19 protein-coding genes are annotated in these 22,870 nt (G+C 71.9%); 13 read left to right on the top strand and 6 right to left on the bottom strand.

Annotation, left to right across the window (positions count from 1 at the left end; all coding sequences use genetic code 11):
* Window positions 1-75 precede the first annotated feature (75 nt).
* Both ACFQ7C_RS10595 and ACFQ7C_RS10590 read right to left on the bottom strand, forming a co-directional pair.
* Window positions 76-1,884 carry a glycoside hydrolase family 2 protein gene (locus ACFQ7C_RS10595; RefSeq protein WP_378900219.1) on the bottom strand — a complete coding sequence of 603 codons (1,809 nt, stop codon included), beginning with the start codon at window positions 1,882-1,884 and terminating at the stop codon, window positions 76-78.
* Window positions 1,885-1,953: 69 nt separating this feature from the next.
* On the bottom strand, window positions 1,954-2,970 hold the full coding sequence (locus tag ACFQ7C_RS10590; RefSeq protein WP_378900216.1) for a LacI family DNA-binding transcriptional regulator: 1,017 nt from the start codon (window positions 2,968-2,970) through the stop codon (window positions 1,954-1,956).
* Window positions 2,971-3,138: 168 nt separating this feature from the next.
* Between ACFQ7C_RS10590 and ACFQ7C_RS10585 the strand changes: the two genes are divergently transcribed.
* The 3 genes from ACFQ7C_RS10585 to ACFQ7C_RS10575 are packed head-to-tail and all read left to right on the top strand — an operon-like array spanning window position 3,139 to window position 6,273.
* The gene (locus ACFQ7C_RS10585) at window positions 3,139-4,440 is read left to right on the top strand and encodes an ABC transporter substrate-binding protein (protein ID WP_378900213.1); all 1,302 of its coding nucleotides are present in this window, start codon (window positions 3,139-3,141) and stop codon (window positions 4,438-4,440) included.
* Window positions 4,430-5,416 carry a carbohydrate ABC transporter permease gene (locus ACFQ7C_RS10580; RefSeq protein ID WP_378900210.1) on the top strand — a complete coding sequence of 329 codons (987 nt, stop codon included), beginning with the start codon at window positions 4,430-4,432 and terminating at the stop codon, window positions 5,414-5,416. The genes ACFQ7C_RS10585 and ACFQ7C_RS10580 overlap by 11 nt, the downstream gene beginning before the upstream one ends.
* Window positions 5,413-6,273, top strand: coding sequence for a carbohydrate ABC transporter permease (locus ACFQ7C_RS10575; RefSeq protein ID WP_378900207.1), 861 nt, complete (start codon window positions 5,413-5,415; stop codon window positions 6,271-6,273). The genes ACFQ7C_RS10580 and ACFQ7C_RS10575 overlap by 4 nt, the downstream gene beginning before the upstream one ends.
* Before the next feature lie 50 nt (window positions 6,274-6,323).
* On the opposite strand, the gene ACFQ7C_RS10570 is transcribed toward ACFQ7C_RS10575, so the two are convergent.
* Window positions 6,324-6,557, bottom strand: a complete 234-nt coding sequence (locus ACFQ7C_RS10570) for a tautomerase family protein (RefSeq protein ID WP_378900204.1) — start codon at window positions 6,555-6,557, stop codon at window positions 6,324-6,326.
* A 64-nt stretch (window positions 6,558-6,621) separates the two neighbouring features.
* Here ACFQ7C_RS10570 and ACFQ7C_RS10565 point away from each other — a divergent pair, with 64 nt between their 5' ends.
* The 4 genes from ACFQ7C_RS10565 (at window position 6,622) to ACFQ7C_RS10550 (ending at window position 10,011) form a co-directional block, all read left to right on the top strand.
* Window positions 6,622-7,062 carry a nitroreductase family deazaflavin-dependent oxidoreductase gene (locus ACFQ7C_RS10565; protein ID WP_378900201.1) on the top strand — a complete coding sequence of 147 codons (441 nt, stop codon included), beginning with the start codon at window positions 6,622-6,624 and terminating at the stop codon, window positions 7,060-7,062.
* Window positions 7,063-7,137: 75 nt separating this feature from the next.
* Window positions 7,138-7,665 carry a hypothetical protein gene (locus tag ACFQ7C_RS10560; protein ID WP_378900198.1) on the top strand — a complete coding sequence of 176 codons (528 nt, stop codon included), beginning with the start codon at window positions 7,138-7,140 and terminating at the stop codon, window positions 7,663-7,665.
* Entirely contained in the window at window positions 7,662-9,230 is a 1,569-nt protein-coding gene (locus ACFQ7C_RS10555) for a polysaccharide deacetylase family protein (protein ID WP_378900195.1), read from the top strand. The genes ACFQ7C_RS10560 and ACFQ7C_RS10555 overlap by 4 nt, the downstream gene beginning before the upstream one ends.
* A 37-nt stretch (window positions 9,231-9,267) precedes the next feature.
* Window positions 9,268-10,011, top strand: coding sequence for a formylglycine-generating enzyme family protein (locus tag ACFQ7C_RS10550; RefSeq protein WP_378900192.1), 744 nt, complete (start codon window positions 9,268-9,270; stop codon window positions 10,009-10,011).
* A gap of 55 nt (window positions 10,012-10,066) precedes the next feature.
* On the opposite strand, the gene ACFQ7C_RS10545 is transcribed toward ACFQ7C_RS10550, so the two are convergent.
* Complete coding sequence (locus ACFQ7C_RS10545) at window positions 10,067-11,551, bottom strand: NCS2 family permease (RefSeq protein ID WP_378900189.1); 1,485 nt, start codon at window positions 11,549-11,551, stop codon at window positions 10,067-10,069.
* 128 nt (window positions 11,552-11,679) lie between these two features.
* On the opposite strand from ACFQ7C_RS10545, the gene ACFQ7C_RS10540 reads away from it, so the two are divergent.
* The 4 genes from ACFQ7C_RS10540 to ACFQ7C_RS10525 are packed head-to-tail and all read left to right on the top strand — an operon-like array spanning window position 11,680 to window position 15,948.
* The gene (locus ACFQ7C_RS10540) at window positions 11,680-13,353 is read left to right on the top strand and encodes a DUF6350 family protein (protein WP_378900186.1); all 1,674 of its coding nucleotides are present in this window, start codon (window positions 11,680-11,682) and stop codon (window positions 13,351-13,353) included.
* A gap of 9 nt (window positions 13,354-13,362) precedes the next feature.
* Entirely contained in the window at window positions 13,363-13,965 is a 603-nt protein-coding gene (gene purN / locus ACFQ7C_RS10535; RefSeq protein WP_378900183.1) for a phosphoribosylglycinamide formyltransferase, read from the top strand.
* A 26-nt stretch (window positions 13,966-13,991) separates the two neighbouring features.
* Window positions 13,992-15,596 (top strand): bifunctional phosphoribosylaminoimidazolecarboxamide formyltransferase/IMP cyclohydrolase, encoded by a 1,605-nt coding sequence (gene purH, locus ACFQ7C_RS10530; RefSeq protein ID WP_378900180.1) that lies wholly within the window; start codon window positions 13,992-13,994, stop codon window positions 15,594-15,596.
* Between the two features lie 19 nt (window positions 15,597-15,615).
* Window positions 15,616-15,948 (top strand): hypothetical protein, encoded by a 333-nt coding sequence (locus ACFQ7C_RS10525; protein ID WP_378900177.1) that lies wholly within the window; start codon window positions 15,616-15,618, stop codon window positions 15,946-15,948.
* On the opposite strand, the gene ACFQ7C_RS10520 is transcribed toward ACFQ7C_RS10525, so the two are convergent.
* Both ACFQ7C_RS10520 and ACFQ7C_RS10515 read right to left on the bottom strand, forming a co-directional pair.
* The gene (locus ACFQ7C_RS10520; protein WP_378900174.1) at window positions 15,949-16,641 is read right to left on the bottom strand and encodes a hypothetical protein; all 693 of its coding nucleotides are present in this window, start codon (window positions 16,639-16,641) and stop codon (window positions 15,949-15,951) included. It abuts the gene before it with no gap.
* Window positions 16,634-17,389 (bottom strand): hypothetical protein, encoded by a 756-nt coding sequence (locus tag ACFQ7C_RS10515; protein WP_378900171.1) that lies wholly within the window; start codon window positions 17,387-17,389, stop codon window positions 16,634-16,636. Before ACFQ7C_RS10515 ends, ACFQ7C_RS10520 begins: the two co-directional genes overlap by 8 nt.
* Window positions 17,390-17,477: 88 nt before the next feature.
* Here ACFQ7C_RS10515 and ACFQ7C_RS10510 point away from each other — a divergent pair, with 88 nt between their 5' ends.
* Complete coding sequence (locus ACFQ7C_RS10510; RefSeq protein WP_378900168.1) at window positions 17,478-18,527, top strand: hypothetical protein; 1,050 nt, start codon at window positions 17,478-17,480, stop codon at window positions 18,525-18,527.
* Entirely contained in the window at window positions 18,524-22,855 is a 4,332-nt protein-coding gene (locus ACFQ7C_RS10505; RefSeq protein WP_378900165.1) for an FtsK/SpoIIIE domain-containing protein, read from the top strand. The genes ACFQ7C_RS10510 and ACFQ7C_RS10505 overlap by 4 nt, the downstream gene beginning before the upstream one ends.
* The last annotated feature ends 15 nt before the right edge of the window (window positions 22,856-22,870 follow it).

Here is a 22,870-nt window from a genome sequence, read left to right as displayed (position 1 = left end):
GATCGGCGACGCGAGCCACGAACGACAGAGAGCGGATGCTGCAGCCCCGGGCTGCAGCATCCGTCCCTCTTCGTTTCAGTCGGCGAGCGGTGAGCCCGAGATGATCGCCCGGATGCGCTCGGCGGGGATCTTGGGCGTGCGGTCGGCGCCGACCAGGCCGTTGGTCTCCTGCAGCGTGTCGCTGAGCTGCGTGTAGCAGAAGCCGGCGAGCGCCCTGCTGGAGTGGACCGCGCGCATGAGGCCCTCGAGCCGGGCTTCGAAGTCCGCGGCCGACGTCGCCGACGAGTACCCCCACGCGTCCGCTGCAGCGTCCACATCGAACGATATGCCCCCGAACTCCGTCAGCATCACCGGAGCGTCCTCGACGTCTCCGCTGAGCACGAGAACGCGTCCCGCCGGACCGACGGTCGCGATCATCTCATCGATGTCGGCGCGGGTGCGGTAGCGGTCGGCCACCACAGAGGGGTCGGCCTCGTAGTCGTGGATCGCGACGATGTCGGTGTCGACCTGCTCCCACCCGTCGTTCGAGACCACGGGGCGAGTGGGGTCGAGCGCCTTGGTGAGCGAGACGAGCGCCCGCGCGAAGTGCTGCATGCGGCTGTCCGATGCGACGTGCTGCACGCCCCAGCTCTCGTTGAGGGGCACCCAGGTCACGATCGACGGGTGCGAGAAGTCGCGTCGCACGATCTCGAGCCATTCGCGGACGGTGCGCTCAACCGCGACAGGGGAGAAGGTGAAGCTCGCGGGAGCCTCGCCCCACACGAGCAGGCCGAGGCGGTCGGCCCAGTAAAGGAACCGCGGATCCTCGAACTTCTGGTGGACGCGCGTGGCGTTGAATCCCAGTCGCTTGATGAGGGCCGCCTCCTCGCGCAGTGCGGCGGCAGATGGAGCGGCCAGATGGGACTCCGGCCAGTACCCCTGGTTGAGCACCGACCGTACGTAGTACGGGCGGTCGTTGAGGAAGAAGCGGCCGCGTGCCACGTGCGCCGTGCGGATGCCGACGTAGGAGCGGGCGTGGTCGGCGCCCACCCGGATGTCGGCATCGATCAGCCGAGGGTGTTCGGGCGACCAGAGCAGCTCCTCGTACGCCTGGCCGTTGGCGAGCGCGGCGAGCGGGACGACGAGGTGGACCTCGTCGTCGGCGACGACCGTCTCGACGCGGCCGAGGACGCGGCCCTCGTACGACAGCTCGATCCGTGCGGCGATCGGATCAACGGGCGCCGATGACAGTTCGAGAGACGCGCTCACCACTCCTGCCCTCGGATCAGCGGTCCACCGGACGCCGGTGATCGCGGCTGCGGGCACAGCCTCGAGCCACACGGGCTGCCAGATGCCGCTCGTGCGGTGATACCAGATGACGTGCGGCTGCTCGCGCCAGTCCTGCTTGCCTCGGGGCTGGCCGATGTCATGGGGGTCGTCCTCTGCGCGGACCACGAGGCTGTGCACAGGCGTCTCGGTGAGCGCGTCCGTGACGTCGAACGCGAACGCGGTGTGACCACCCTCGTGCGTGCCGACGAGCTGCCCGTCCACCCACACTCGACACCGGTAGTCGACCGCACCGAATCGGAGCATGAGTCGCGTGCTTCCGTCGTGGCCCGCGCGCGTCACCTCGTCCACGCCGAACGTGCGCGCATACCAGACGACGCGGTGATGCGCTGTGTCGCCGACACCCGACGCCGGGGCCTCGGGCGGGAAGGGCACGCGGATGTCGCGATCGAACTCGCCCGCACGTTCCCACCCGTCTCGCAGCCCGGTGTCTTCGTCATCGAACGCGAACGTCCAGGTTCCGGTGAGGTCCGCCCATGCCCTTCTGACCAGCTGCGGGCGGGGATAGGTGCCGTCCTGGTCGCTCGCGGACCAGGAGCGGCTGTCGTCGTCGATCATGTCGACCAGCATGCACTAGAAATGCAGCGCTGTAAATTCCGTGTTCATGTTGCAGCGTTGGAACGCGCGTCAGTCGGCGTGGCCTGTGGCGCTTTCCCGCGTGACGACGCGGTGGGGCGCGATCTCGTGCCGGCCCACGCCGTCATAGCCCTCGATCCGTTCGATCAAGAGCTCCAGCGACCTGGTCACGAGGGCGTGCAGGTCGGGGCTCACCGTGGTGAGGCTGGGGAAGGTGACGGCGCTGAGTCGTGTGTCGTCCCAGCCCGTCACTGCGACGTCTTCGGGGACGCGGATCCCGCGTTCCTGCAGTGCGCGCAGCGTGCCGATCGCCGCGAGGTCGTCGCGGCACACGACGCCGTCCACGCGCAGACCGTCGTCGAGGGCCTGACGCATCGCAGTGACGGCATCGGCGGCGGACACGGATTCCGTCGCGACGAGAAGGGCGGGGTCCGGTGTGATGCCTGCTTCTTGAAGGGCCTGCTCGTACCCGAGGATGCGCTGGCGGGACGTCTCGCTCAGGACCTTCGCCTCGTGCCCCACGAACGCGATGCGGCGCCGGTCGGACGCGATGACGTGCCGCGTGATCTCGCGGGCTGCGGCGACGTTGTCGATCATCACGCGGTCGATCGTCAGCGGTGCGGGGGTTTCTCCGAGCAGCACGATGGGGATGTCGGAGCGATGCTGCGCGATCTCGGTCGAGGTCATCGCGCTCGGCTGGAAGAGCATGCCGTCGACCAGCCCGGCCTCGGAGGTCGCCATCAGCGCGCGCTCGCCTTCCAGCGTGGCGTCCGTCTCCTCGAGCAGCACCCGGTATCCGAAGGACTGGGCCGTCCGCGAGGCGACCCGCGCCAGTTCGGCGAAGTACGGGATGCCGACGTCGGCGAAGGCCAGCGCGATCAGGCCGGTCCTGCCCGTTGCGAGCCGTCGCGCCATCACGTTGGGCCGATATCCGAGCTCGTCGATCGCCTTCTGCACGCGCTCGCGCATCTTGGGCGAAACGTGGGGGTAGTTGCGCACCACGTTGGAGACCGTCTTCATCGACACCCCGGCGCGTTCGGCCACGTCCTGCAGTCGCGGTCCGCGCATGCAAGCTCCTCCTGCCTGTGTGGGACAGGTGAAGGATAGCGTGCGCGCGGCGCGGGGTCGGCTCGGTTGACATCCAATTTCCAGCGCTGTACATTCGACCGCACTTGCACTTGAAACGCCGACACAGGCCGTTCTGGGTCGGGCTTCACCTCAAAGGAGAGCAACTACATGAAGAAGACAATCGTGCGGGGGCTGGGCGTGGGCCTCGCGACTGCGGTCGCGCTGGCGCTCGCAGGCTGCGCAGGATCGAGTGCGGGCGGCGGCTCGGTCTCGGGTGAGGACTATGACGGGCCGAAGGTCGAGATCACGTTCTGGCACGGCTGGACCGGCGGTGCCGCGCCGACGATCGTCCCCAAGCTCATCGACGAGTTCAATGCCGAGCACGACAACATCGTCGTCAAGAACGTGCCGCAGGAGTGGGCCGACATCGCCGCGAAGATGCCGCTCGCCGTCAAGGCGGGGAAGGGACCGGATGTCGCGGTGCTCCACGGCGACGATCTGGCGACGTACGCGGCCCAGAAGCTGCTGATCCCCGCGGACGACATCATCGACAACCTCGGCTACACCGCCGACGACTTCCCGCCCGGCGTCTTCGACAAGGGCAACTACGACGGCGCGCAGTACGCCGTGCCGTGGAGCGTGACCCCGCTCGGGCTCTTCGTGAACAAGGAGGTGCTCGCGAAGGCCGGCATCACCGAGATCCCCGCCGACAAGGACGGCTACGTCGCCGCGCTGGACGCGCTCAAGGATGCCGGTGTCCAGGGCGAATGGGTCGACGGCTACGTCTTCACCGGCACCTTCGAGTTCCAGAGCCTGCTGTGGCAGTTCGGCGGTGACCTCTACAACGAGGACGTGACCGAGGCGACGTTCAACTCCGAGGCCGGTGTCGAGGCGCTCACCTGGATGACGGATCTGGTGAAGAACGGCTACAGCCCCGCCAATGTCGCGCAGGACGGCAACATCAAGGCGCTGCTCGCGGGTGACACCGCCTTCAACTGGAACGGCGTGTGGCAGACGACCAACTCCGCGTTCGGCGACCTCGACTGGGCGGCGGCGCCCGTGCCGCAGATCGGCGACGAGAAGGCCGTCTGGTCGAGCTCCACCCACTGGGTGTTCCCCTCCAACAAGGGTCAGGACGAGGACAAGACCGCCGCCGCGGCCACGTTCGTCAAGTGGATGAACGACAACTCCCTCGGCTGGGGCGAGACCGGTGAGCTGCCCGCGGCCAACACGGTGCGCGAGGATCCGGAGCTTCTGTCCGCCTACCCGGCGCTCGAGCCGTTCATCGGCGAGCTGGAGTACGCGCACTACGAGACCGTCTCGCCGGGTATCAACGAGGCGAACGCCCTGATCACGACCGCACTCAACGAGGCGCTCACCGGCAAGAAGACGCCGCAGGAAGCACTCGACGACGCCAAGAAGAAGGCCGACGCGATCCTCGAGCAGAACAAGGCGAAGTATGGCGGTTGACATCGCGACCACCGCGGCCGTCCCGACCGAGCGCTCCGGCGCCCGGTCGGGCGGCCGCCCCGCGGGGGGCCGCCGCCCCGCCGCACGCCGGCGCACCCTCATCGCATATCTGTTCCTCGCACCGTTCCTGATCCTCTTCGGAACCTTCGTGATCGCCCCGGCGATCTTCGGACTCTGGATCAGCCTCACGGACTGGAGTCCCTTCCGTGATGTGCAGAACTTCGTCGGACTCGACAACTACATCGACCTGTTCGTGCCCGGCACGACGACCTCCGAGGACTTCTGGGAGTCGATGCGGGCGACCGCGATCTTCGTGGTCGCCAGCGTTCCGTTCCTCGTCGTCCTGCCGCTCCTGGTGGCGTTGCTGCTCAACCGGCGTCTGCGTGGTGCGACGGTGTTCCGGACGGTCTTCTTCGCACCGTACGTGCTCGGCGTCGCGATCGTCGGAGTGATCTGGGTGTACATCCTCGACACCCAGTCCGGCATCCTCAACCACGTCCTCGGCCTGCTCGGGCTGCCAGATGACACTCCCTGGATCGTCGATGTGCCGTGGGTCTGGGTGTCGCTCGTCGGGGTCACCGTGTGGTGGACGGCCGGTCTCAACACCGTGATCTTCCTCGCAGGGCTGAAGGGCATCAACGGCGATCTGTACGAGGCTGCTGCTCTCGACGGTGCGGGCGCCGTGCGCTCCTTCTGGAACGTCACCGTTCCGGGTCTGCGCCCCGTCATGCTCTTCATCACGACGACGACGATCCTCGCGTCGGCGAACATGTTCGGTCAGTCGTACCTGCTGACCGCCGGCGGTCCCGGCAACGAGACGCGGACGGCCATCATGTACATCGCCGACCAGGGCCTCTCGCAGAACAACATGGCGCCCGCCGCCGCGATGAGCTACATCCTCTTCGCGATCCTCGCGATCATCAGCGTCGTCAACTTCCGCCTGCAGCGCGAGCGCTCCGAGAAAGGTGTCTCATGACCGCGTCCCTCGCGCCGAGCCGTCGTCCGTCCGCGCGTCGCCTCGCTTCGCGGACCCTGCTGTACGCCGTGCTCGGCTTCCTGGCACTGGTCATCGTCTTCCCGCTCGTCTGGATGGTGCTCACGTCGTTCAAGACGGACGCGGATGCCGTGCGGAATCCGTACTCGCTCCCGGACCCGTTCTCGCTCGAGGCATATCAGACACTGCTGCTCAGCGGTCAGCAGCCGATCTTCCTCTGGCTGTGGAACAGCTTCGCGGCGGCGACGCTCCAGACGGTGCTCATCCTCGCGACGGCATCGATGGCCGCCTATGCCCTCGCACGCCTGGACTTCGCCGGGAAGAAGGTCGTGTTCGGCCTGATCATCGCCACGCTCCTCGTGCCGCCTGTCGTGTTCCTCATCCCCAACTACCTGATCGTCGAGAACTTCGGCTGGCTCGACACCATCCTCGCGATCACGGTTCCGGGAGCCGCTGGGGCGTTCGGGGTGTTCTTCCTGCGGCAGTTCTTCCTCGGGCTCCCCGTCGAGGTGGAGGAGGCTGCGCGCATCGACGGAGCCGGCGAGTTCCGGATCTTCTTCCAGGTGGCGCTGCCGCTGGCGAAGCCCGCGCTGGCCACGCTCGCGGTGCTGTCCTTCCTCGGGAACTGGAACGACTTCCTGTGGCCGGTCTACGTGCTCCTGTCGCCTGAGAACATGACTCTGCAGCCGGGCCTCGCGATGCTGCAGGGCGCCTACCGCACCCACTTCGGGATCGTCATGGCCGGCGCGGTCATCGCGTCGGTGCCGGTGCTCATCCTGTTCGCCGTGGCGCAGCGGCAGATCGTCGACTCCGTCGCCGGCGCGGCGGTGAAGGGCTGACGACGGGACGGATGCTGCGGCCCGGGGCTGCAGCATCCGTCCCCGGTCGTTCAGTCCGCGGCGGAAGCGCTGAAGCGTGCGACCTGCCCGGCGCGGTCGGCGTCTTCGCTGGCGAGGACGCCGCCGTTGGCGACGAAGTCGGCGGCGACCTCCTCGAACATGATGCGCACGTCCTGCCGGCGGGCGCCGAGCGCCTCGACGGCGGCATCGGTCACGAGTTCGGCGAAGCGGCGGCGCTGGTCGACCGTGCGTCCGGGAAGGAGTTCGACTCTGAGGTTGGGCATGAGTCGACCATAGGGGTCCCGCGACCCGAGCCGTGCCGTGCCGCAGCGGCTCTACGCTGGTGGCATGCCGCTGACCGGAGAGTACAAGCCGTCCACGTCCGATTGGGCCCGCACGCAGGCCGAAGCCTTCGAGGCGTCGAACGGCGAGAAGGCCAACACCCTGCGAGGTGTGCCGATCATCGTGCTGACGACGGTCGGGGCCAAGACCGGGGCGCTGCGCAAGACCGCGCTCATGCGCGTCGAGCACGACGGACGCTACGCCGTCGTCGCGTCGAAGGGCGGGGCGCCCGACGAGCCCAAGTGGGCCGAGAACATGCGCCGCCAACCCCACGTCGAGCTGCAGGACGCCGACGCGAAGCACGACTACCTGGCTCGCGAGCTCTCGGGGGACGAGCGCACGCAGTGGTGGGCGCGCGCCGCGGCCGTGTGGCCCGATTACGACGACTACCAGAAGCGCACCGACCGGCAGATCGCGATCTTCGTGCTCGAGCCCCGCGAGGACTGATCTCGCGAAACTGAGGCGTTCCTGAGCGATCCGCGGGCGGACCGCTCCTAGACTCGGCCCCGTCAGGGGGGTGGCGTGACCGGGGACGCACGCGTCGGAACCACCGCGCGGCGGTGGGAGACCGCGCTCGCCTATGCGGCGGCGGGTCTCGTTCTCGCGGCCGTCGCGATCGGCGCTGTCGCGGCCCTTCCCCCGACCATCGCGAACCTCTCGAGCGAGGTGTCGGACGGGAGCGCTCCGACCGACCTCGAGGACGCGTCGGTCGTCGTGCCCGCCGACTGGGTCGTGACGCGCGACGCGGAGAACGCGATCACGGTGCGCACACCGGACGGAGCGCTGCGTGCGAGGCTCGAGTCGGTCGACGAGAAGCCCGGCGACGTGGTCGCCGACGCGGCGGCGGGCGCCCCGCGCTCCGAACTGCTCGCCTCCGGTCTGACCGCGGTCCACGTCGACCTCGACGACGGCGGAGTCGTCGCAGGTGTGGGGGAACCGGATGCTGCGCCCAGCGTACGGGTCGTCGTGGAGGTCCGTCCGCCCGAGGGCGGCGAACCCGCGGCATACCGCACCGCCATCGGCGATCTGCTGGAAGGCATCCGCCGATGAGAGTGCGCGCGGCGGCGGCCGTGCTCGCGGTGGCCGCCCTCGCGATGGCGGGCTGCGCCCCGGCGTCGCAGGGAGCCTGGGATCCCCCGGCGTGGGCACCGGAGATGGTGCACGCGACGGATCCGGTCCCGGAGATCGCCGCGTCCGCGGACGGGCCGCTCGGCGCCGGCATCGTGCCGCTGCGCGTCCGCAACGATGCGGTCGGACTCCACGCCCGAGTCGCCCTGCTTCCGGCCGGCGCCACCGCCGACCCGTTCAACGCCCAGGTGGAGCAGTTCGTCCGCGCTGCGATCGCCGACCGCTCGGCCGCGTCGGGAAGCGCGTTCGCGCCCACGCCTTCGCCCGTCGGGTCCGGCCTCGCGGATCGGCGCTGCGTCGCCGACAGCACGCGGCGCCCGGCCGCGGAGCTCCTGGCCGATCCCGCCCTCGGCCCGGCGGGCGGGTCCGGGACCGCCGTGGTGTGCGGCATCGTCGCCGCGGGCGGATCCATCGTGGGGGAGCGCGTCCGGGTGGTCAGCGGCGATCCGGCCGGCATCCGCTCCGACACGACGACCACGCTGTACACCGACGTCGCGACGGGCGAGACGGCGACGGCCGATGGGCTGTGGGCCGAGGGCGCGGCTGCCGCGCTCGGCGCCCACATCGTCGAGGCGCTCCGCCGTGACGAGGGCGCGCTCAGCCAGCGACCGGTCGTGGTCGGCGACGACGTGCAGCTCGCGCCGATCCGGGCTGCGCTCGCCACGACCGTCCCCTCGGCGGAGGGGCTCGTCGTCACGCTGGCGCCCGGGTTCACCGCACCGGACCTCGCCGGGCTCGGCGCGCCGCCGACGACGGAGCCGCTCGACATCGCCGTTCCGGCCGAGGTCGCGGCCGGGCTCGTGTCGCCGCTCGGTGCGCGCGTGCTCGCCTCCTACGGCCAGCCCTACTCCGGGCCGGTCGCGGCGCCCGCCGGAGCGCGCGCCGTCGACTGCGGACTGGTGCCCTGTGTCGCGCTGACCTATGACGACGGTCCGTCCGCCTACACGGCCGGCATCCTGGACGACCTCGCGGCACGTGACGCGGCGGCCACGTTCTTCGCGATGGGGCAGAACGCGCAGGGCTACGCCGACACCCTCGCCCGCATGACGCGGGAGGGCCACGAGGTCGAGGGGCACACGTGGAACCACCCGCATCTTCCCCAGCTGACCGATGCGCAGATCTCCGCCCAGATCGTCGACTCCACGCGGGCGCTCGAGGCGGTCTCGGGCCAGGACATCACCGCGTTCCGCCCCCCGTACGGCGAGTTCAGCCCGCGGGTGCTGGCCGCCGCGGGGATGCCTGCGATCCTGTGGGACGTCGACACGCTCGACTGGCAGGGACCGGCCGACGACGTGCTGATCGCGCGCTCGGTGGAGCAGCCGCGCGCGGGATCGATCGTGCTGCTGCACGACATCCATCCGGGCACGGCGCGCACCACGGGCGCCGTCCTCGACGGGCTCCTCGACCGGGGGTTCCAGCTCGTCACCGTGCGGCAGCTCTTCGGTGGGCAGCTGCCGGCCTCGGGCGCCTGGCAGAGCGCCCGCTGAGCGTCCCGGCACTCCTGCCGCGTGGGATACTGCCGCGGTGACCGACATCGAACTCGCCCGCATCGCCGGCGGAACGGTCACGCTGCACGACGCCCGTCGCAAGACCCGCTGGAGCGTCGAGCTCGAGCCTTTCGAGATCGGCGTGTACGCCGTCACGCAGGAGCAGCTCGCCGAGCTGCTCGGCGAACCGGCATCCCACCCGCGGCGACCTGCCACCGACGTCAGCTGGCTGCGCGCCATCCGGTTCTGCAACGCCGCCTCGGAGTGGGAGGGACTCGATCCCGCCTACTCGTTCGAGGGCGAGGACGTCACGTGGCACGTCGACGCCGACGGCTACCGGCTCCCGACCGAGGCCGAGTGGGAGCACGCGTGCCGCGCCGGTGCCAGGGGTCCGCACTACGGCCCGCTCGCCGAGGTCGCCTGGACGAGCGCCGACGGGGTCACCGCACCCCAGAACGTCGGCGGCAAGCTGCCGAACCTCAACGGCCTCTTCGACACCCTCGGCAACGCGTGGGAGTGGTGCTGGAACCTGCTCGATCCCGCGCGGTACGGCGACTACCGCGTGTTCCGCGGCGGCGGATTCGCCGACGACGCATGGAGCGTGCGCGCCTCGACGCGCCGGGGCGGCGGCCCGCGCATGCACCACGACGACCTCGGCTTCCGCGTCGCGCGCGGCGGCTTCGACGGAGCGGATGCCGCGCAAGGATGGTCCGCCCTCGCCGACAGGGAGCGTGCCGCCGACGACGGCCCGACGCCACCCGGCTGGACCCCGCTGCGCTGAATGACGAAACGGATGCCTCGGGCCGAGGCATCCGTTCACGTCTCTCGGATGCGGCTCAGCCGAGCAGGGTCTCGAGCGGTCCGCGCGCGAAGTAGAGCACGAAGCCGGCCGCGACGATCCACAGCAGGGGGCTGATCTCGCGGGCCTTGCCCGAGAGCGACCGGACGACGACCCAGGCGATGAAGCCCGCGCCGATGCCGTTCGCGATCGAGTAGGTGAGCGGCATGACCGTGACCGCGAGGAACACCGGCAGCAGGATCGAGAAGTCCGAGAAGTCGATGAAGCGGATCTGCGACATCATCAGCGCACCCACGATGACCAGCGCGGATGCCGCGACCTCGGTGGGCACGATCGACACGAGCGGCGTGAAGAACATGGCCACGAGGAAGAGTCCACCGGTAACGACGTTCGCGAAGCCCGTACGCGCGCCTTCGCCGATGCCGGCGCCCGACTCGATGAACACCGTGTTCGACGAGCTGGACGTGAAACCGCCCGCGACGGCGCCGACGCCCTCGACGATGAGCGCCGACTTGATGCGCGGGAAGTCGCCCTTCTCGTTCGCGAGGCCGGCCTCCTTCGACAGGCCCGTCATGGTGCCCATCGCGTCGAAGAAGTTCGTGAAGACGAGCGTGAAGACGAGCATCAGCGCCGCCAGCACGCCGATGCGCTCGAACGACCCGAACGACACCTGGCCGACGAGCGACAGGTCGGGCACGCTCACGAGCGACGACGGCAGCTCGGGGACCGAGAGGCCCCAGCCGCCGGGGTTGACGTCATCGCCGTCGAACTTGGGGCCGATGTTCCAGATCGCCTCGACGATCACGGCGACGACGGTGCCGGTGACGAGGCCGATGAGGATGCCGCCCTTGACCTTGCGGGCCACGAGGATGCCGGTGAGCAGCAGCGTGAAGACGAAGATCAGCGTCGGCACCGTGGCCACCGAGCCGTTGACACCCAGCCCGACGGGCGGGGAGGAGGTGCCCGTCGAGGTGACGAAGCCGGCGTCGACGAAGCCGATGAAGGCGATGAACAGGCCGATGCCGACCGTGATCGCGAGCTTCAGCTGGATGGGCACGGCGTCGAAGATCATGCGCCGCAGGCCCGTGGCCGCGAGCAGCACGATGATCAGACCGTTGATGACGACGAGGCCCATCGCCTCGGGCCACGTGACCTGGCCCACGACCGCCACGGCGAGGAACGAGTTGATGCCGAGGCCCGCCGCGAACGCGAAGGGCAGACGGGTCACGAGACCGAACAGCACCGTCATGACGCCGGCGGTCAGCGCGGTGGTCGCGGCGACCTGCGTGAACCCGAGGGTGTTGCCCGCGACATCCGTGCCGCTGGAAAGGATGATCGGGTTCAGGATGACGATGTACGCCATCGTCACGAACGTCACGACGCCGCCGCGGATCTCGGCGGGGATCGTCGATCCGCGCTTGGTGATCTCGAAGAACCTGTCGAAGCCGTTCCTCGGCTTCGGGGTCTCGGCGTTCTCGGTGTCGTCGGGGGCGTTGGGCGTCGTGGACTCGACTGTGCTCATGTGGGGGGACCTCCGACGTGAAACGTTAGTCGCTTCCGCCCCGACCCGAGGATTGGCTGGACGGATGCTGCGTCCCCGCGCGCGGCCGACCAGGCCGTCACCGCGGCGCGAAGTAGGGTCGATGGCGCATGCATCGCCTCATCGTCGCCCTTCTCGCCTCCGTCGACGCCGCCATCGCCGCGGCTGTCGGCCTCGCCGTGACCCTGGCTCCGCTCACTCTGCTGTGGGTGTTCGGGTTCGGCGGCGGAGCGGACTGGGGCGTGCTGTGGCCGTCGGCGGTGTCGGTGTGGCAGGTCGGCAACCTGGTCCCCCTGAACGTCACTCTGCCGCCCGACTACCTCGCGGCGACGGGGATCGATGCGGACGCGGCATCCTTCGTCCTGTCCCTCGCGCCACTCGCGTTCGCCGCGTTCACGGCGATCTTCGCCGCCCGCTCCGGCGCCCGCGCCTCGCACGCCGACGCGTGGCTCACCGGCGTGCTGACCTCGAGCGTCGTGTTCGCGGCGCTCACGACGGGTGCCGCGCTCACCGGCGCGAATGAGGTCGCGCGTCCGGAGACGTGGCAGGCGATCCTCGTGCCCACGCTGCTGTTCGCGGTGCCGGCGTTCGTCGCCGCGGCCGTGACCGAGTGGAACGAAGCCGGGTCGGGGGCGATCGCACGGCTGCGCGACCGGGTCGAGGCGGCGCCCCACGGCTGGGGCGAGGTGCCCGCGCTCGTCGCGCGCGGGACGGCGGTCGTCGTCGCGGGACTGATCGGCGTCGGCGCCGCCGTCGCCGCGGTCGCGCTGTTCGCAAGGGCCGGGCAGATCGTGTCGCTGTTCCAGGCGGGCGACGTCGACCCGCTCGGCGCCACCGTCATCACGCTCGCCCAGCTCGCCTACGTGCCGACGCTCGCGGTGTGGGGGATGAGCTTCGCGGCCGGACCAGGCTTCGCCGTCGGCACGGGCTCCTCGGTCTCGCCTGCCGGGACCCAGGTAGGTGTCGTGCCGGGTCTACCCGCACTGGGCGCCGTGCCCGAGTCGACGACGTCGTGGCTGCTGCTGCTCGCCCTGCTGCCGGTCGCACTCGGCGCGCTCGCGGGGTGGATCGCGCGCTCGCGGCTCCTTCACGGGGGCGGGCCGGGCCGACGGGCACGGATGCCGCAGCCCGACGCGGCGGCCGGTCCCGCGTCATCGAGGTTCGATTCCGGGAAGACGGCGGCTCTCAGCGGGCTGCTCTCCGGGCCGGGCACGGCGGAGCCCGCCGCCGCGAGGGCGTTCGACGACGACGCCGACGCCGCCGAGGACCCGATCGCGGCACGCCTCGTCGTGACCGCGGGCATCGCGCTGCTCTCCGGAGGGGCCGCGGCGCTGCTCGCCTGGGTGGCGTCGGGATCGCTCGGGCCGGGACGGCTCGCCGAATTCGGCCCGGATGCAGGGCCTGTCGCGCTGGCGGTCGGGCTCGAGGTCCTGCTCGGAGCGGCGATCCTGCTGCTGTCGCCGCGGACCACCCGGGGCGGTGGACGGTCCGCGGGTCACACCCCGGCCCCCGCCGCGGCCGTGGACGACGAACCCCGCGCCGCCGACGAGACGGCGCCCGAGCCCCCGGAGGCGGCCGCGTTCGCCGCCGTCGCTGCGTTCACCGCCCGGCGGGGCGGCCCGGTGCCGGACGGCGACGCCGGGGCGCAGCATCCGTCCCCTGCCGCGCGCGGATCGCGGCCGACGCCGCTGCCCGGCGCAGGCGGCCCCGCCGCGTCGCAAGCCACGACCGAGCCGATCGAGCTGCCCCGGTCGGCGCCCGGCGAGAGGGATGGTTCCAATTAGACTGTTCGGGTGCTCACGGTCGCCGTTCTCATCTCGGGCACAGGGTCGAACCTGCGCGCTCTCCTCGACGCGGCGGCCGATCCCGAGTTCCCCGCCCGCATCGTCGTTGTCGGCGCGGATCGCGAGGCCGACGGGTTCGTGCACGCCGAGGAGTACGGCATCCCCACGTTCATGGTTCCGTTCGCTCAGTTCGCGACCCGCGAGGAGTGGGGCGCCGAGCTCGCCACCCAGCTCGACGTCTGGCGGCCCGACCTCGTCGTGCTGAGCGGTCTCATGCGGCTGCTGCCGGCGGATCTCGTCGATGCGTGGTCGCCGCGCATCGTCAACACACACCCGGCGTACCTGCCGGAGTTCCCCGGTGCGCACGGCGTGCGCGACGCGCTCGCCGCCGACGTGGCGCAGACCGGGGCCAGCGTCATCATCGTCGACAACGGGGTCGACTCGGGGCCGATCCTCGCCCAGGAGCGCGTGCCCGTGCTCCCCGGCGACGACGAGCACGCCCTGCACGAGCGCATCAAGCCCGTCGAGCGCCGCCTCCTGATCGATGTGGTGCGCCGCGTCGCGACCGGCGACCTCGACCTCGCGGCGGCGTCCGCGAGCGCGCAGCTCTGACCCCACCCCCACCGAGGAGACCCGCCATGGCCGGACCGAGCCACGACCCCGCCCTGTACCGCCCCCGCGATGTGGTGCCGGTGCGCCGCGCACTCGTGTCGGTGAGCGACAAGACCGACCTGCTGGCGCTCGGCGAGGCGCTCGCCGCTGCGGGCGTCGAGATCGTCTCGACCGGTGGCTCCGCGACGCTCCTGCGTGAGGCCGGCCACACCGTGACCGACGTGTCGAGCGTGACCGGGTTCCCCGAGTCGCTCGACGGCCGCGTGAAGACCCTCCACCCGGGCGTGCACGCCGGCCTCCTCGCGGACCTCCGCCTCGAGGACCACGAGCGTCAGCTCGCCGAGCTCGACATCGCACCGTTCGAGCTCGTCGTGGTGAACCTCTACCCGTTCGTCGAGACCGTGCGCTCGGGCGCGCAGGGCGACGACGTCGTCGAGCAGATCGACATCGGCGGCCCCGCCATGGTGCGCGCGTCGGCGAAGAACTACGCCAACGTCGCGATCGTCGTCTCGCCGTCGTCGTACCCGGCGGTCATCGAGGCCGTCCGCGCGGGCGGCACGAGCCTCGTGCAGCGCCGCGAGCTCGCGGCCCGCGCGTTCGCGCACACCGCCGAGTACGACCGCGCCGTCGCGACGTGGTTCACGGAGGGCACGCTCCTCGAAGAGGACCTGCCCGCGCACCTCACGATCAAGGCCGAGCGCCTCGCGACGCTCCGCTACGGCGAGAACTCGCACCAGCGCGCCGCGATCTACACGCGCAACGGCGGCCACGGCATCGCCCAGGCGATCCAGCTCCAGGGCAAGGAGATGTCGTACAACAACTACGTGGACGCGGATGCTGCGCTCCGGGCCGCGTTCGACATGATCAAGCCCGCCGTCGCGATCATCAAGCACGCCAACCCCTGCGGGATCGCCGTCACGGCGCCCAACGCGCTCGACCCCATCGCCAGTGCCCACCTGCGTGCGCACGAGTGCGACCCGGTCTCCGCCTACGGCGGCGTCATCGCCGCCAACGGGACGGTCACCCTCAAGATGGCCGAGAACCTGAAGGACATCTTCACGGAGGTCATCGTCGCGCCGTCGTTCGAGCCGGCGGCGCTCGAGGTCTTCAAGGCGAAGAAGAACCTGCGCGTGCTGCAGCTGCCCGCCGACTGGCAGCAGGAGCGCATGGACGTCCGCCTCGTCTCGGGCGGCCTGCTGCTGCAGGACGCCGACCGCTTCCCCGACGACATCGAGTCGGTCGCCAAGGACTGGCAGCTCGTGTCGGGCGAGCGCCCCGCCGACGAGGACATGACGAACCTCATCTTCGCCTGGAAGGCCTGCCGCGCGGTCAAGTCGAACGCCATCGTGCTCGCGAAGAACTCCGCGACGGTGGGCATCGGCATGGGCCAGGTCAACCGCGTCGACTCGTGCCGCCTCGCGGTCGAGCGGGCCGGTGACCGCGCCGCGGGCTCGGTCGCAGCATCCGACGCGTTCTTCCCCTTCGCCGACGGCCCGCAGATCCTGCTCGACGCGGGCATCTCGGCGATCATCCAGCCCGGCGGCTCGGTGCGCGACGACGAGGTGATCGCCGCGGCCAAGGCCGCGAACGTGACGATGTTCTTCACCAACGAGCGTCACTTCTTCCACTGACCCGAGAGGACGCCGACGGATGACCGACGCATTGGCCGACCGCTGCGCGACGCTCGCGCAGCCCGTTGTGGACCTGATGGCGGCCGCGATCGAGTGCCAGGCGGGCGGGGCGGACGCCTTCGCCCGCGTGGCCGAACTCGCCGCCGAGGTGCGGCGGGTCGCCGAGCGCGGCAGCGCGGGGATCGACCAGGCCGACTACATCGCGTGGACCGCCGCGGCGCCGCGCCTGCTCAGCGAGATGGCGGAGGCCGCCGAGCGCGGCGACAGCCGGGCGGTGTGGGCGGCGTTCGCCGACCCGCAGGCGGGCCTGCACCGGCTCGGCACCGCCTGCGCCGGGCAGCCCCGCTGGTGATCAGCAGTCGTCGGGCAGCGGACGCGGTTCGGCTTCTCCCCACGCGCTGAACCGGGCGTGCACCGCGGCCGCCTCGTCGGCGCGGATCAGCTCGGAGGGCAGGGCCGGACCCGCCGTGCTCACCCGGAGCACGCCGGCGGTGCCGTCCTCGCCCAGCAGCAGCTCGACCGCGCCGCCCGCGGGCGCGCCCAGACCCGACGCATCCGACGTCGCGTCGGCGAGGAACGCCGTGGGGTCGAGGAGAGGATGCCAGCGGGTCACGAGGTCGTCCGTCGCCGCGACGCACGCGACGACGCCGGGCTCGAGACCTGCGAGGGCGGCGACGGGGCTCGACGGAGTGACCGCCGCACGTGCGCCGTCCACCACGATCGACGTCGTCTCTCCGTCGGCCGTCACCTCTGCGCTGAAGCGCTGCGATCCGCCGGTGAATTCCACGTCCAGCGGCCGGCCGGAGGCGTCGCGGAACGTCACGGACATGGACGTGTCGGCGGTGGCGACGTCCGCCAGGATCTGCCTGCGCGCGTCGGCCGGAGCCAGGAGCGACAGGCCGTTGGCGTCGCGCTCAGGATCGTACCCGGCGAGATCCACCCACGTCGGCGTCGGCGCGGGCTCCGCGGGGGCGCTCGCGCAGCCGGTCACCAGGAGCAGCGAGGCTGCGACTCCCACGGCGGCGGTGCGGCGGAGCTCAGCCATCGGCCGGGGCGCCCGCCTCAGCGGCGTCCGCGACGCAGGCAGACGACGCCCCCTGTGCGGCGAGGGCATCGGCGTCGAGTGTGACGGGAGCCTCCGCGGCTGACGCGGGCCGGACGACCACGCAGGAACGGTCGTCGATGAGGCCCGCCGAGACGGGGATCCACGCCTGCTCGCCGGTCACGAGCTGCGAGACGTCCACGGCTTCGGCGCCCGGGCCGCCCACCACGAGCAGCTGGTAGGGCACGTCCGGGCCCGACCAGGTGGCGCGCACGTTGTCCGGGCTCGCCGTCAGGGTGAGCCCGGTCGCCGCGGCTCCGGGGTTGAGCATGCCGATCGCGAGGAACACGCCCAGCGCGATGAGCGCGAGCAGCGTCGTGGCGATGGAGACGAGGGAAGCCGGGTGCCGCCACAGCGGCCGCGGCTTCTCGACGGCCTCGGTGAGCTCGGGGAGGATGTCGGCGCTGGTCTCGAGCGGCCGCATCGGGCCGGGGGTGGTGGCCAGGCTCGCACGGCCGGCCTCCCATCCCACGCGCACCGGGCTGTGTCCGGCGGGCGGCAGCTCGACGGGTGCGGGCGCGAACACGGGCGCGGCCGTCACGATCGCCGCAGGGCGGCGGGGCGGGCGCGACATCGTCGCGAGGGGGATCGCGTCCGCGGCCCGCTGGTCGGCGTCGACCGTGAGCACCTGCGGCGCGTCCAGCGTCGCCGACTGGCGGTGGAGGCGGCGCGTCGAGGGATTGTCGGTCATGTGCTTCCGGCGTCGTCTGGTTGCCCGAGTGGGGTCCGGACACCCGATTACTATAGTGTCGTCCGCCGCCCCCTGCCCCTGGAGTCCCATGTTCCGCAGACCGACGGCGACGCTCGGTGCGGTGATCCTGGCTGTGGCGGTCGCGATCATGCCCGCGACGGCATCCGCCGCCTCATCCGCCGAGGCGGCGGACGAAGGCCAGACCGAGAACACGGCCCTCATCGAGATCCCGTACGGTGAGCCGGGGGAGCTCTCGGTCGCGGAGGGGGTCACGATCGACTGCGGCGCGCTGCCGGCCGCCGACGGGTTCGAGACCTCCTGCGAGCCCACCGGCATCACGCTGACCGTCGCGGAATACGACCCGGAATGGGGTGAGCGGGTACTGCCGGTCACCCTCGTCTCGGGCGCCACGCGCACGGTCGTCAACTATCGCGTCGGCCTGGCCCCGCCGCCCGCGCCCGAGATCACGGCACCCCGCGTCGACGCCCCGTTCGCCGCGGGCGGCCAGGTCCTCGTCCCGCTCTCGCTCCTGGGCATCACGTGCACGCTCTGCAGCCCCGACACCGCCTCGGTGCGCGTCGGCGCGGCGTCGCCCGCCACGGCGCACGTGGGCGTCGGGCCGACGCACCTCGCCGTGCGCTCCGACGCCCCGGGCGACGTGACGGTCGAGCTCTCCGTGAAGGACGACGCCGGCCAGACGGCGACGGCCGAGGTGATCGTGAGCATGGTCGAGGCGACGACGGATGCTGCGCCCCTGGCGCTGCACGTGAAGTCGGCGCCCGTCCGGGCGATCGACCTCGCCGGCCTCGCATGGGGCGACGACCTCGCCTTCTCGTGCCCGACGACGATCGCCGATGCGACGTGCGGGGCCGACGGGGCCGTCTCGCTCCCCGCGGATCCGTCATCCGGCGACCAGGTCTCGTTCCGCGTGGTCGACGGCCGCGGTCACCAGGCGTTCGGGAGCGTCACGTTCGGCGACGACGCCGGGGGCGCAGCATCCGTCTCTCCCATACCTGTCGACTGGTCCGAGAGCAGTCCTCTCGGAATCGCCGTTCCCGCGCCGCCGCCGGACGAGGAGGACGGCGCGTCCGTGCTGTCCCGACTGTCCCGCATCCTCCAGGAAGTGCCCACACCATGACCCTGCGCCTGACGATCGCCGATCGGCACTCACCCGCGTCCGCCGATTCGTGGGTGGTGAAGGTCGACGAGGCGACGACGGTCTCGGAGCTGGCCGAGTCGCTCCAGGTCGACCCCGCGATCCTCGCCCCGTCCGCCGATGCGGTCGAGACGCTCGCCGGATCGGGGCTGCGCAGCGGCCAGGTGGTGCCCGCCGCGTCGCCGCAGGTGATCTCGCCCGGGCGCCTCCGGCTGGAGTTCGTCGCCGGCGCGTTCGCGGGCGAGGCGGTGCCACTGCAGCCGGACCGGCCGGTGTCGGTCGGGCGCGAGACCGGCGGTGACGTCGTGGTCGCCGACCCGCACCTGGCTCCCCGTCACGTCACGATCACCGCGACCGGCGGGTATGCCGCCGACGGGAGCTTCCAGCCCCTGTCCGCGATCGTCGAGCCGAGCGACCCGGCCGCGCAGGTGCTGGTCAACGGGCAGCCCGCGGAAGGCCCGGTGCGCATCGTGCCGGCCGACCTGGTGCAGCTGGGCAGCAGCGTGGTGCGCATCGGCATGGCGCCGGCATCGGACGCCGACATCACCGTGGACGAGCTCGGCGCCCACGCGTTCAACCGGCCCTCGCGCATCCGCACCCCCTCCGCGACGCCGGTGGTCCAGCTTCCGGGCGACAAGCCCGCCGAGACCGACGCCTCACCCCTGCCGTGGCTGTCCGCCATCGTGCCGATCGTGCTGGGCGTGACCCTCGCGATCGTCTTCCAGCGGCCGATCATGCTCATCATGGCCGCCGCGTCGCCGGTGATGGTCGTCGGCTCGTTCATGGCGAACAAGCGCCTCGCCCGGCGCAAGGGGGAGCGCACCGAGGCCGAGTGGGTGGCCGACATCGCGACCGCGCGCACGCGCATCGCGGATCTCGTGCGGTCGCAGCGGCTCGACGCCTGGTACCGGGCGCTGGATCCGGTGCTCATCCGCGACATCGCCACGCGGCCGCTCGCCCGTCTGTGGGAGCGCCGGCGCAGCGACGAGGACTCGCTCCGCGTCCGGGTGGGCGTCGCCGACGTACCCCTCGACGTCCGCTTCGAGGGTGGCCCGCAGAAGGAGCGGACCGCCGAGCGGCGCGTCGGAACGTCGCCCTCGCCGGTGTCGGTCGACCTCTCCGCCGGCCCGCTCGCGATCTCGGGTCCGGCCGACGTGGCCGGCGGGATCGCCCGGTCCATCGTGACCGGGCTCGCGACGCTGCGCTCGCCGCGGGATCTGCACCTCATGGTGCTGTGCGACCGCGAGCAGGACGCGGAGTGGTCGTGGGTGCAGTGGCTGCCGCACGTGCAGCCGGGGGCAGGCCCCGTGGCCCTCATCGGCAACACCGACCTCACGCGCCGCGAGCGGCTGCGCGAGGCCGGCGCGCTCCTCGAGGCGCGCATGCGCTCGGGCGGCGACCGCCGCTCCGACGCGCAGCTGATCGTCGTCGTCGACGGGGCACGCCGCTACCGCATGCTCCCGGGCATGGTGACGATCCTCGAGAAGGGCGCGCAGTTCGGCATCCACGTCATCGCGATCGACTCCGACCGCACGCGGCTGCCCGAGGAGGCGGCATCCGTCATCACCGTCGACGGCGCCGACCCGCTGCTCGGCCGCGTCGAGACGGCCGAGGAGTACTTCGCGCCGGTGCTGGTGGACCAGGTCACGACGGCCTACGCGGAGGACGTCGCGAGGGCGCTGTGCCCCATCGAGCACGTCCGCGGCGTGGGCGACGACGCGACCCTGCCCTCGAGCGTGCGCTACACCGAGCTCATGGGCATCGACCTCGACGACGCCCGGCCCGTCGCCGAGCAATGGCAGCTGGTGCCGCGGCAGTCGTACGTCGTCATCGGCGCCGGCACCGAGGGCGAGTTCGCGATCGACATCTCCGCCGACGGCCCGCACGCCCTGGTCGCCGGAACGACGGGCTCGGGCAAGTCGGAGTTCCTGCAGACGCTCGTCGTGTCGCTCGCACTCGCCAACCGCCCCGACGCCCTCAACTTCGTGCTCATCGACTACAAGGGCGGGTCGGCCTTCGCCGACTGCGCGCGCCTGCCCCACACCGTCGGCATGGTGACGAACCTCGACGCCCGTGAGACCGAGCGCGCGCTCGCCTCGCTCGACGCGGAGCTCAAGCGGCGCGAGCGCGTGCTGCGTGACGACATCGGTGCGAAGGACGTCGACGCCGCGTGGGAGAAGGATCCGGATGCCGCCGCCCGGCTGGGTCTTGCGCGCCTCATGATCGTCGTGGACGAGTTCGCGGAGCTGAAGACGGAGCTCCCGGACTTCATCACCGGGCTCGTCCGCATCGCGCGCGTCGGCCGCTCGCTGGGCGTCAACCTCGTGCTGGCGACGCAGCGGCCGTCGGGTGTCATCACGCCCGAGATGCAGTCCAACATCAACCTCCGCGTGGCCCTGCGCGTGACGGACCGGGGCGACTCGGCGGACGTCATCGGCACGCCCGACGCCGCGCTCATCCCCGCCGGGTCCCCGGGCCGCGGGTACGTCCGCGCAGGGCTGGACGCCTCGCCGATCCCGTTCCAGACAGCACGGGTCGCCGCCCTCCGCGTGGGCCACCAGCGATCGGCGCGCGTGCTGCCGCCCGTCGCGAAGGTGGGGTGGCAGACGCTCGGCCTCCCGCCGCGGTTCCCGGCGGCGGCCGAGGCCGGCGTGCACCGCCCCGACCAGGACGACACCGACCTGCGCGCGCTCGTGCAGCTGGCGACCCAGGCGGCCGCGATCCTCGGGATCGCGAAGAGCCCGTCGCCGTGGCTCATGCCGCTTCCCGAGGTGCTGCCGCTCGACCGCTTCGATCAGAACGCCGCGCCCGAGGGCGCCGTCGTGCTGGGCCTCGCCGACGTGCCCGCGCAGCAGCGCCAGGAGCCGCTGCTGTGGAGCATCCACGACGATTCCCACCTGCTGCTCTTCGGCGGCAGCCGGTCCGGCCGCACCACGGCGCTGCGGACCATCGTCTCGCAGGCGATCCTCCGCTTCACCCCGGCCGACCTCCACCTGTACGTCGTGGACTACGGCAACGGCGCGCTCCTGCCGCTGGCGGCCGACCCGCACACCGGCGCGGTGGTCACGCCGCAGGATGCCGAGCGCCTGCCGCGCCTGCTCGGGCGTCTCGGGGCGGAGCTCTCGCGGCGCCAGAGCGTCCTCGCCCAGGCCGCGGTCGGCAGCATCGCCGAGCAGCGGCGGCAGGCGTCGCCGCGCGACGCCCTCGCCTACGCCGTCGTCGTGATCGACGGCTGGGAGCGCCTGGCGGCATCGATGACGCCCGACGAGATGCTCGCCATCCGCGACCAGGTGATGCGCCTGCTGCGCGAGGGGCCTGCCGTCGGCATCCGCGTGGTGATCACCGCCGATCGCGCCGTGCCGTCGGACAAGATCGCGGGCTTCATCGACACGCAGTACGCGCTGCCGATGCGCGACGTCAACGACTACCGCGCCGCCGGCATCATGGTCCGCGACATCGCCCCCGAGATGCCTCCCGGCCGGGTGCTGTTCGGCCCGACCGGTGCCGAGGGGCAGATCGCGGTGCTGTCGGCCGACACGAGCGGCGAGGCGCAGAACGGCGGACTGCGTGGCACCGTCGAGCACGTCGCCGCGCACTTCGCCCGGTTCCCGCAGCTCGCCGAGCTGCCGGTCCCGTTGCGGGTCGACCCGCTCCCGACCCACATCGGGCTGTCCCGCGCCTACGCGCTGCCGGTCGCGGCGCCCGACATGCCCGAGGCGCCCATCGTCGGCGTCGGCGGCGACACGCTGTCGCGCTTCACCGTCGACTGGCCCGGCACCGGCGGCTTCGTCGTGGTCGGCGATCGCCGCAGCGGCAAGACCGACACCATGGCTCTCATCGCGCACCAGCTCGCCTGGGCGGGCCAGCGGATGGTGGTGGTCGCCGCCGCGGGCTCCGTGCTCGCCGAGGTCGCGGCATCCCACGGCACGCCCGTGCTCTCGACGGCGTCGGACGCGGCGCACATCGAGGCCGTGCTGACCGGCGACGAGGTGCTCACGGCGGTGGTCGACGATGCGGAGTCGATCCGCGACTCGGCGCTGGAGCGCGCGTTCGTCGCGGCGCGGGCGCGACTGCGCTTCGTGGTCTCGATCGCCGCGGACGCCGCGGGCACCGCGGTATCGGGACCGGTCTCGGACGCCAAGCGCGGCCGCGCGGGGATCGTGCTGTCGCCGCCGACGTCGATCATCGGCACCCAGGTGTTCGGCGCGCAGCTGCCGCGCCACCTCGTCGGCCGGGGCGGCCCCGGCAGCGGTGTGCTGTTCCTCGGCGGCGAGTACCGCGCGGTGCAAGTGCCGGACCTGCGCGTGTGACGGAGGGCGAGCGAA

It is taken from the genome of Microbacterium sp. NPDC056569, assembly GCF_042793475.1.
Classification (GTDB): Bacteria; Actinomycetota; Actinomycetes; order Actinomycetales; family Microbacteriaceae; genus Microbacterium.
Note: the sequence above shows the minus strand (reverse complement) of the source record. Positions and strands in the feature narration are given on the sequence as shown.

What these genes read in the sequence shown, in the direction of transcription:
- ACFQ7C_RS10505 (WP_378900165.1), top strand. Translation starts at nt 18,524, where the DNA reads ATGACCCTGCGCCTGACGATCGCCGATCGGCACTCACCCGCGTCCGCC.
- ACFQ7C_RS10580 (WP_378900210.1), top strand. Translation starts at nt 4,430, where the DNA reads ATGGCGGTTGACATCGCGACCACCGCGGCCGTCCCGACCGAGCGCTCC.
- ACFQ7C_RS10595 (WP_378900219.1), bottom strand. Translation starts at nt 1,884, where the DNA reads ATGATCGACGACGACAGCCGCTCCTGGTCCGCGAGCGACCAGGACGGC.
- ACFQ7C_RS10515 (WP_378900171.1), bottom strand. Translation starts at nt 17,389, where the DNA reads ATGACCGACAATCCCTCGACGCGCCGCCTCCACCGCCAGTCGGCGACG.
- ACFQ7C_RS10545 (WP_378900189.1), bottom strand. Translation starts at nt 11,551, where the DNA reads ATGAGCACAGTCGAGTCCACGACGCCCAACGCCCCCGACGACACCGAG.
- ACFQ7C_RS10555 (WP_378900195.1), top strand. Translation starts at nt 7,662, where the DNA reads ATGAGAGTGCGCGCGGCGGCGGCCGTGCTCGCGGTGGCCGCCCTCGCG.
- ACFQ7C_RS10570 (WP_378900204.1), bottom strand. Translation starts at nt 6,557, where the DNA reads ATGCCCAACCTCAGAGTCGAACTCCTTCCCGGACGCACGGTCGACCAG.
- ACFQ7C_RS10510 (WP_378900168.1), top strand. Translation starts at nt 17,478, where the DNA reads ATGTTCCGCAGACCGACGGCGACGCTCGGTGCGGTGATCCTGGCTGTG.
- ACFQ7C_RS10540 (WP_378900186.1), top strand. Translation starts at nt 11,680, where the DNA reads ATGCATCGCCTCATCGTCGCCCTTCTCGCCTCCGTCGACGCCGCCATC.
- ACFQ7C_RS10525 (WP_378900177.1), top strand. Translation starts at nt 15,616, where the DNA reads ATGACCGACGCATTGGCCGACCGCTGCGCGACGCTCGCGCAGCCCGTT.
- ACFQ7C_RS10590 (WP_378900216.1), bottom strand. Translation starts at nt 2,970, where the DNA reads ATGCGCGGACCGCGACTGCAGGACGTGGCCGAACGCGCCGGGGTGTCG.
- ACFQ7C_RS10585 (WP_378900213.1), top strand. Translation starts at nt 3,139, where the DNA reads ATGAAGAAGACAATCGTGCGGGGGCTGGGCGTGGGCCTCGCGACTGCG.
- ACFQ7C_RS10565 (WP_378900201.1), top strand. Translation starts at nt 6,622, where the DNA reads ATGCCGCTGACCGGAGAGTACAAGCCGTCCACGTCCGATTGGGCCCGC.
- purH (WP_378900180.1), top strand. Translation starts at nt 13,992, where the DNA reads ATGGCCGGACCGAGCCACGACCCCGCCCTGTACCGCCCCCGCGATGTG.
- ACFQ7C_RS10575 (WP_378900207.1), top strand. Translation starts at nt 5,413, where the DNA reads ATGACCGCGTCCCTCGCGCCGAGCCGTCGTCCGTCCGCGCGTCGCCTC.
- ACFQ7C_RS10520 (WP_378900174.1), bottom strand. Translation starts at nt 16,641, where the DNA reads ATGGCTGAGCTCCGCCGCACCGCCGCCGTGGGAGTCGCAGCCTCGCTG.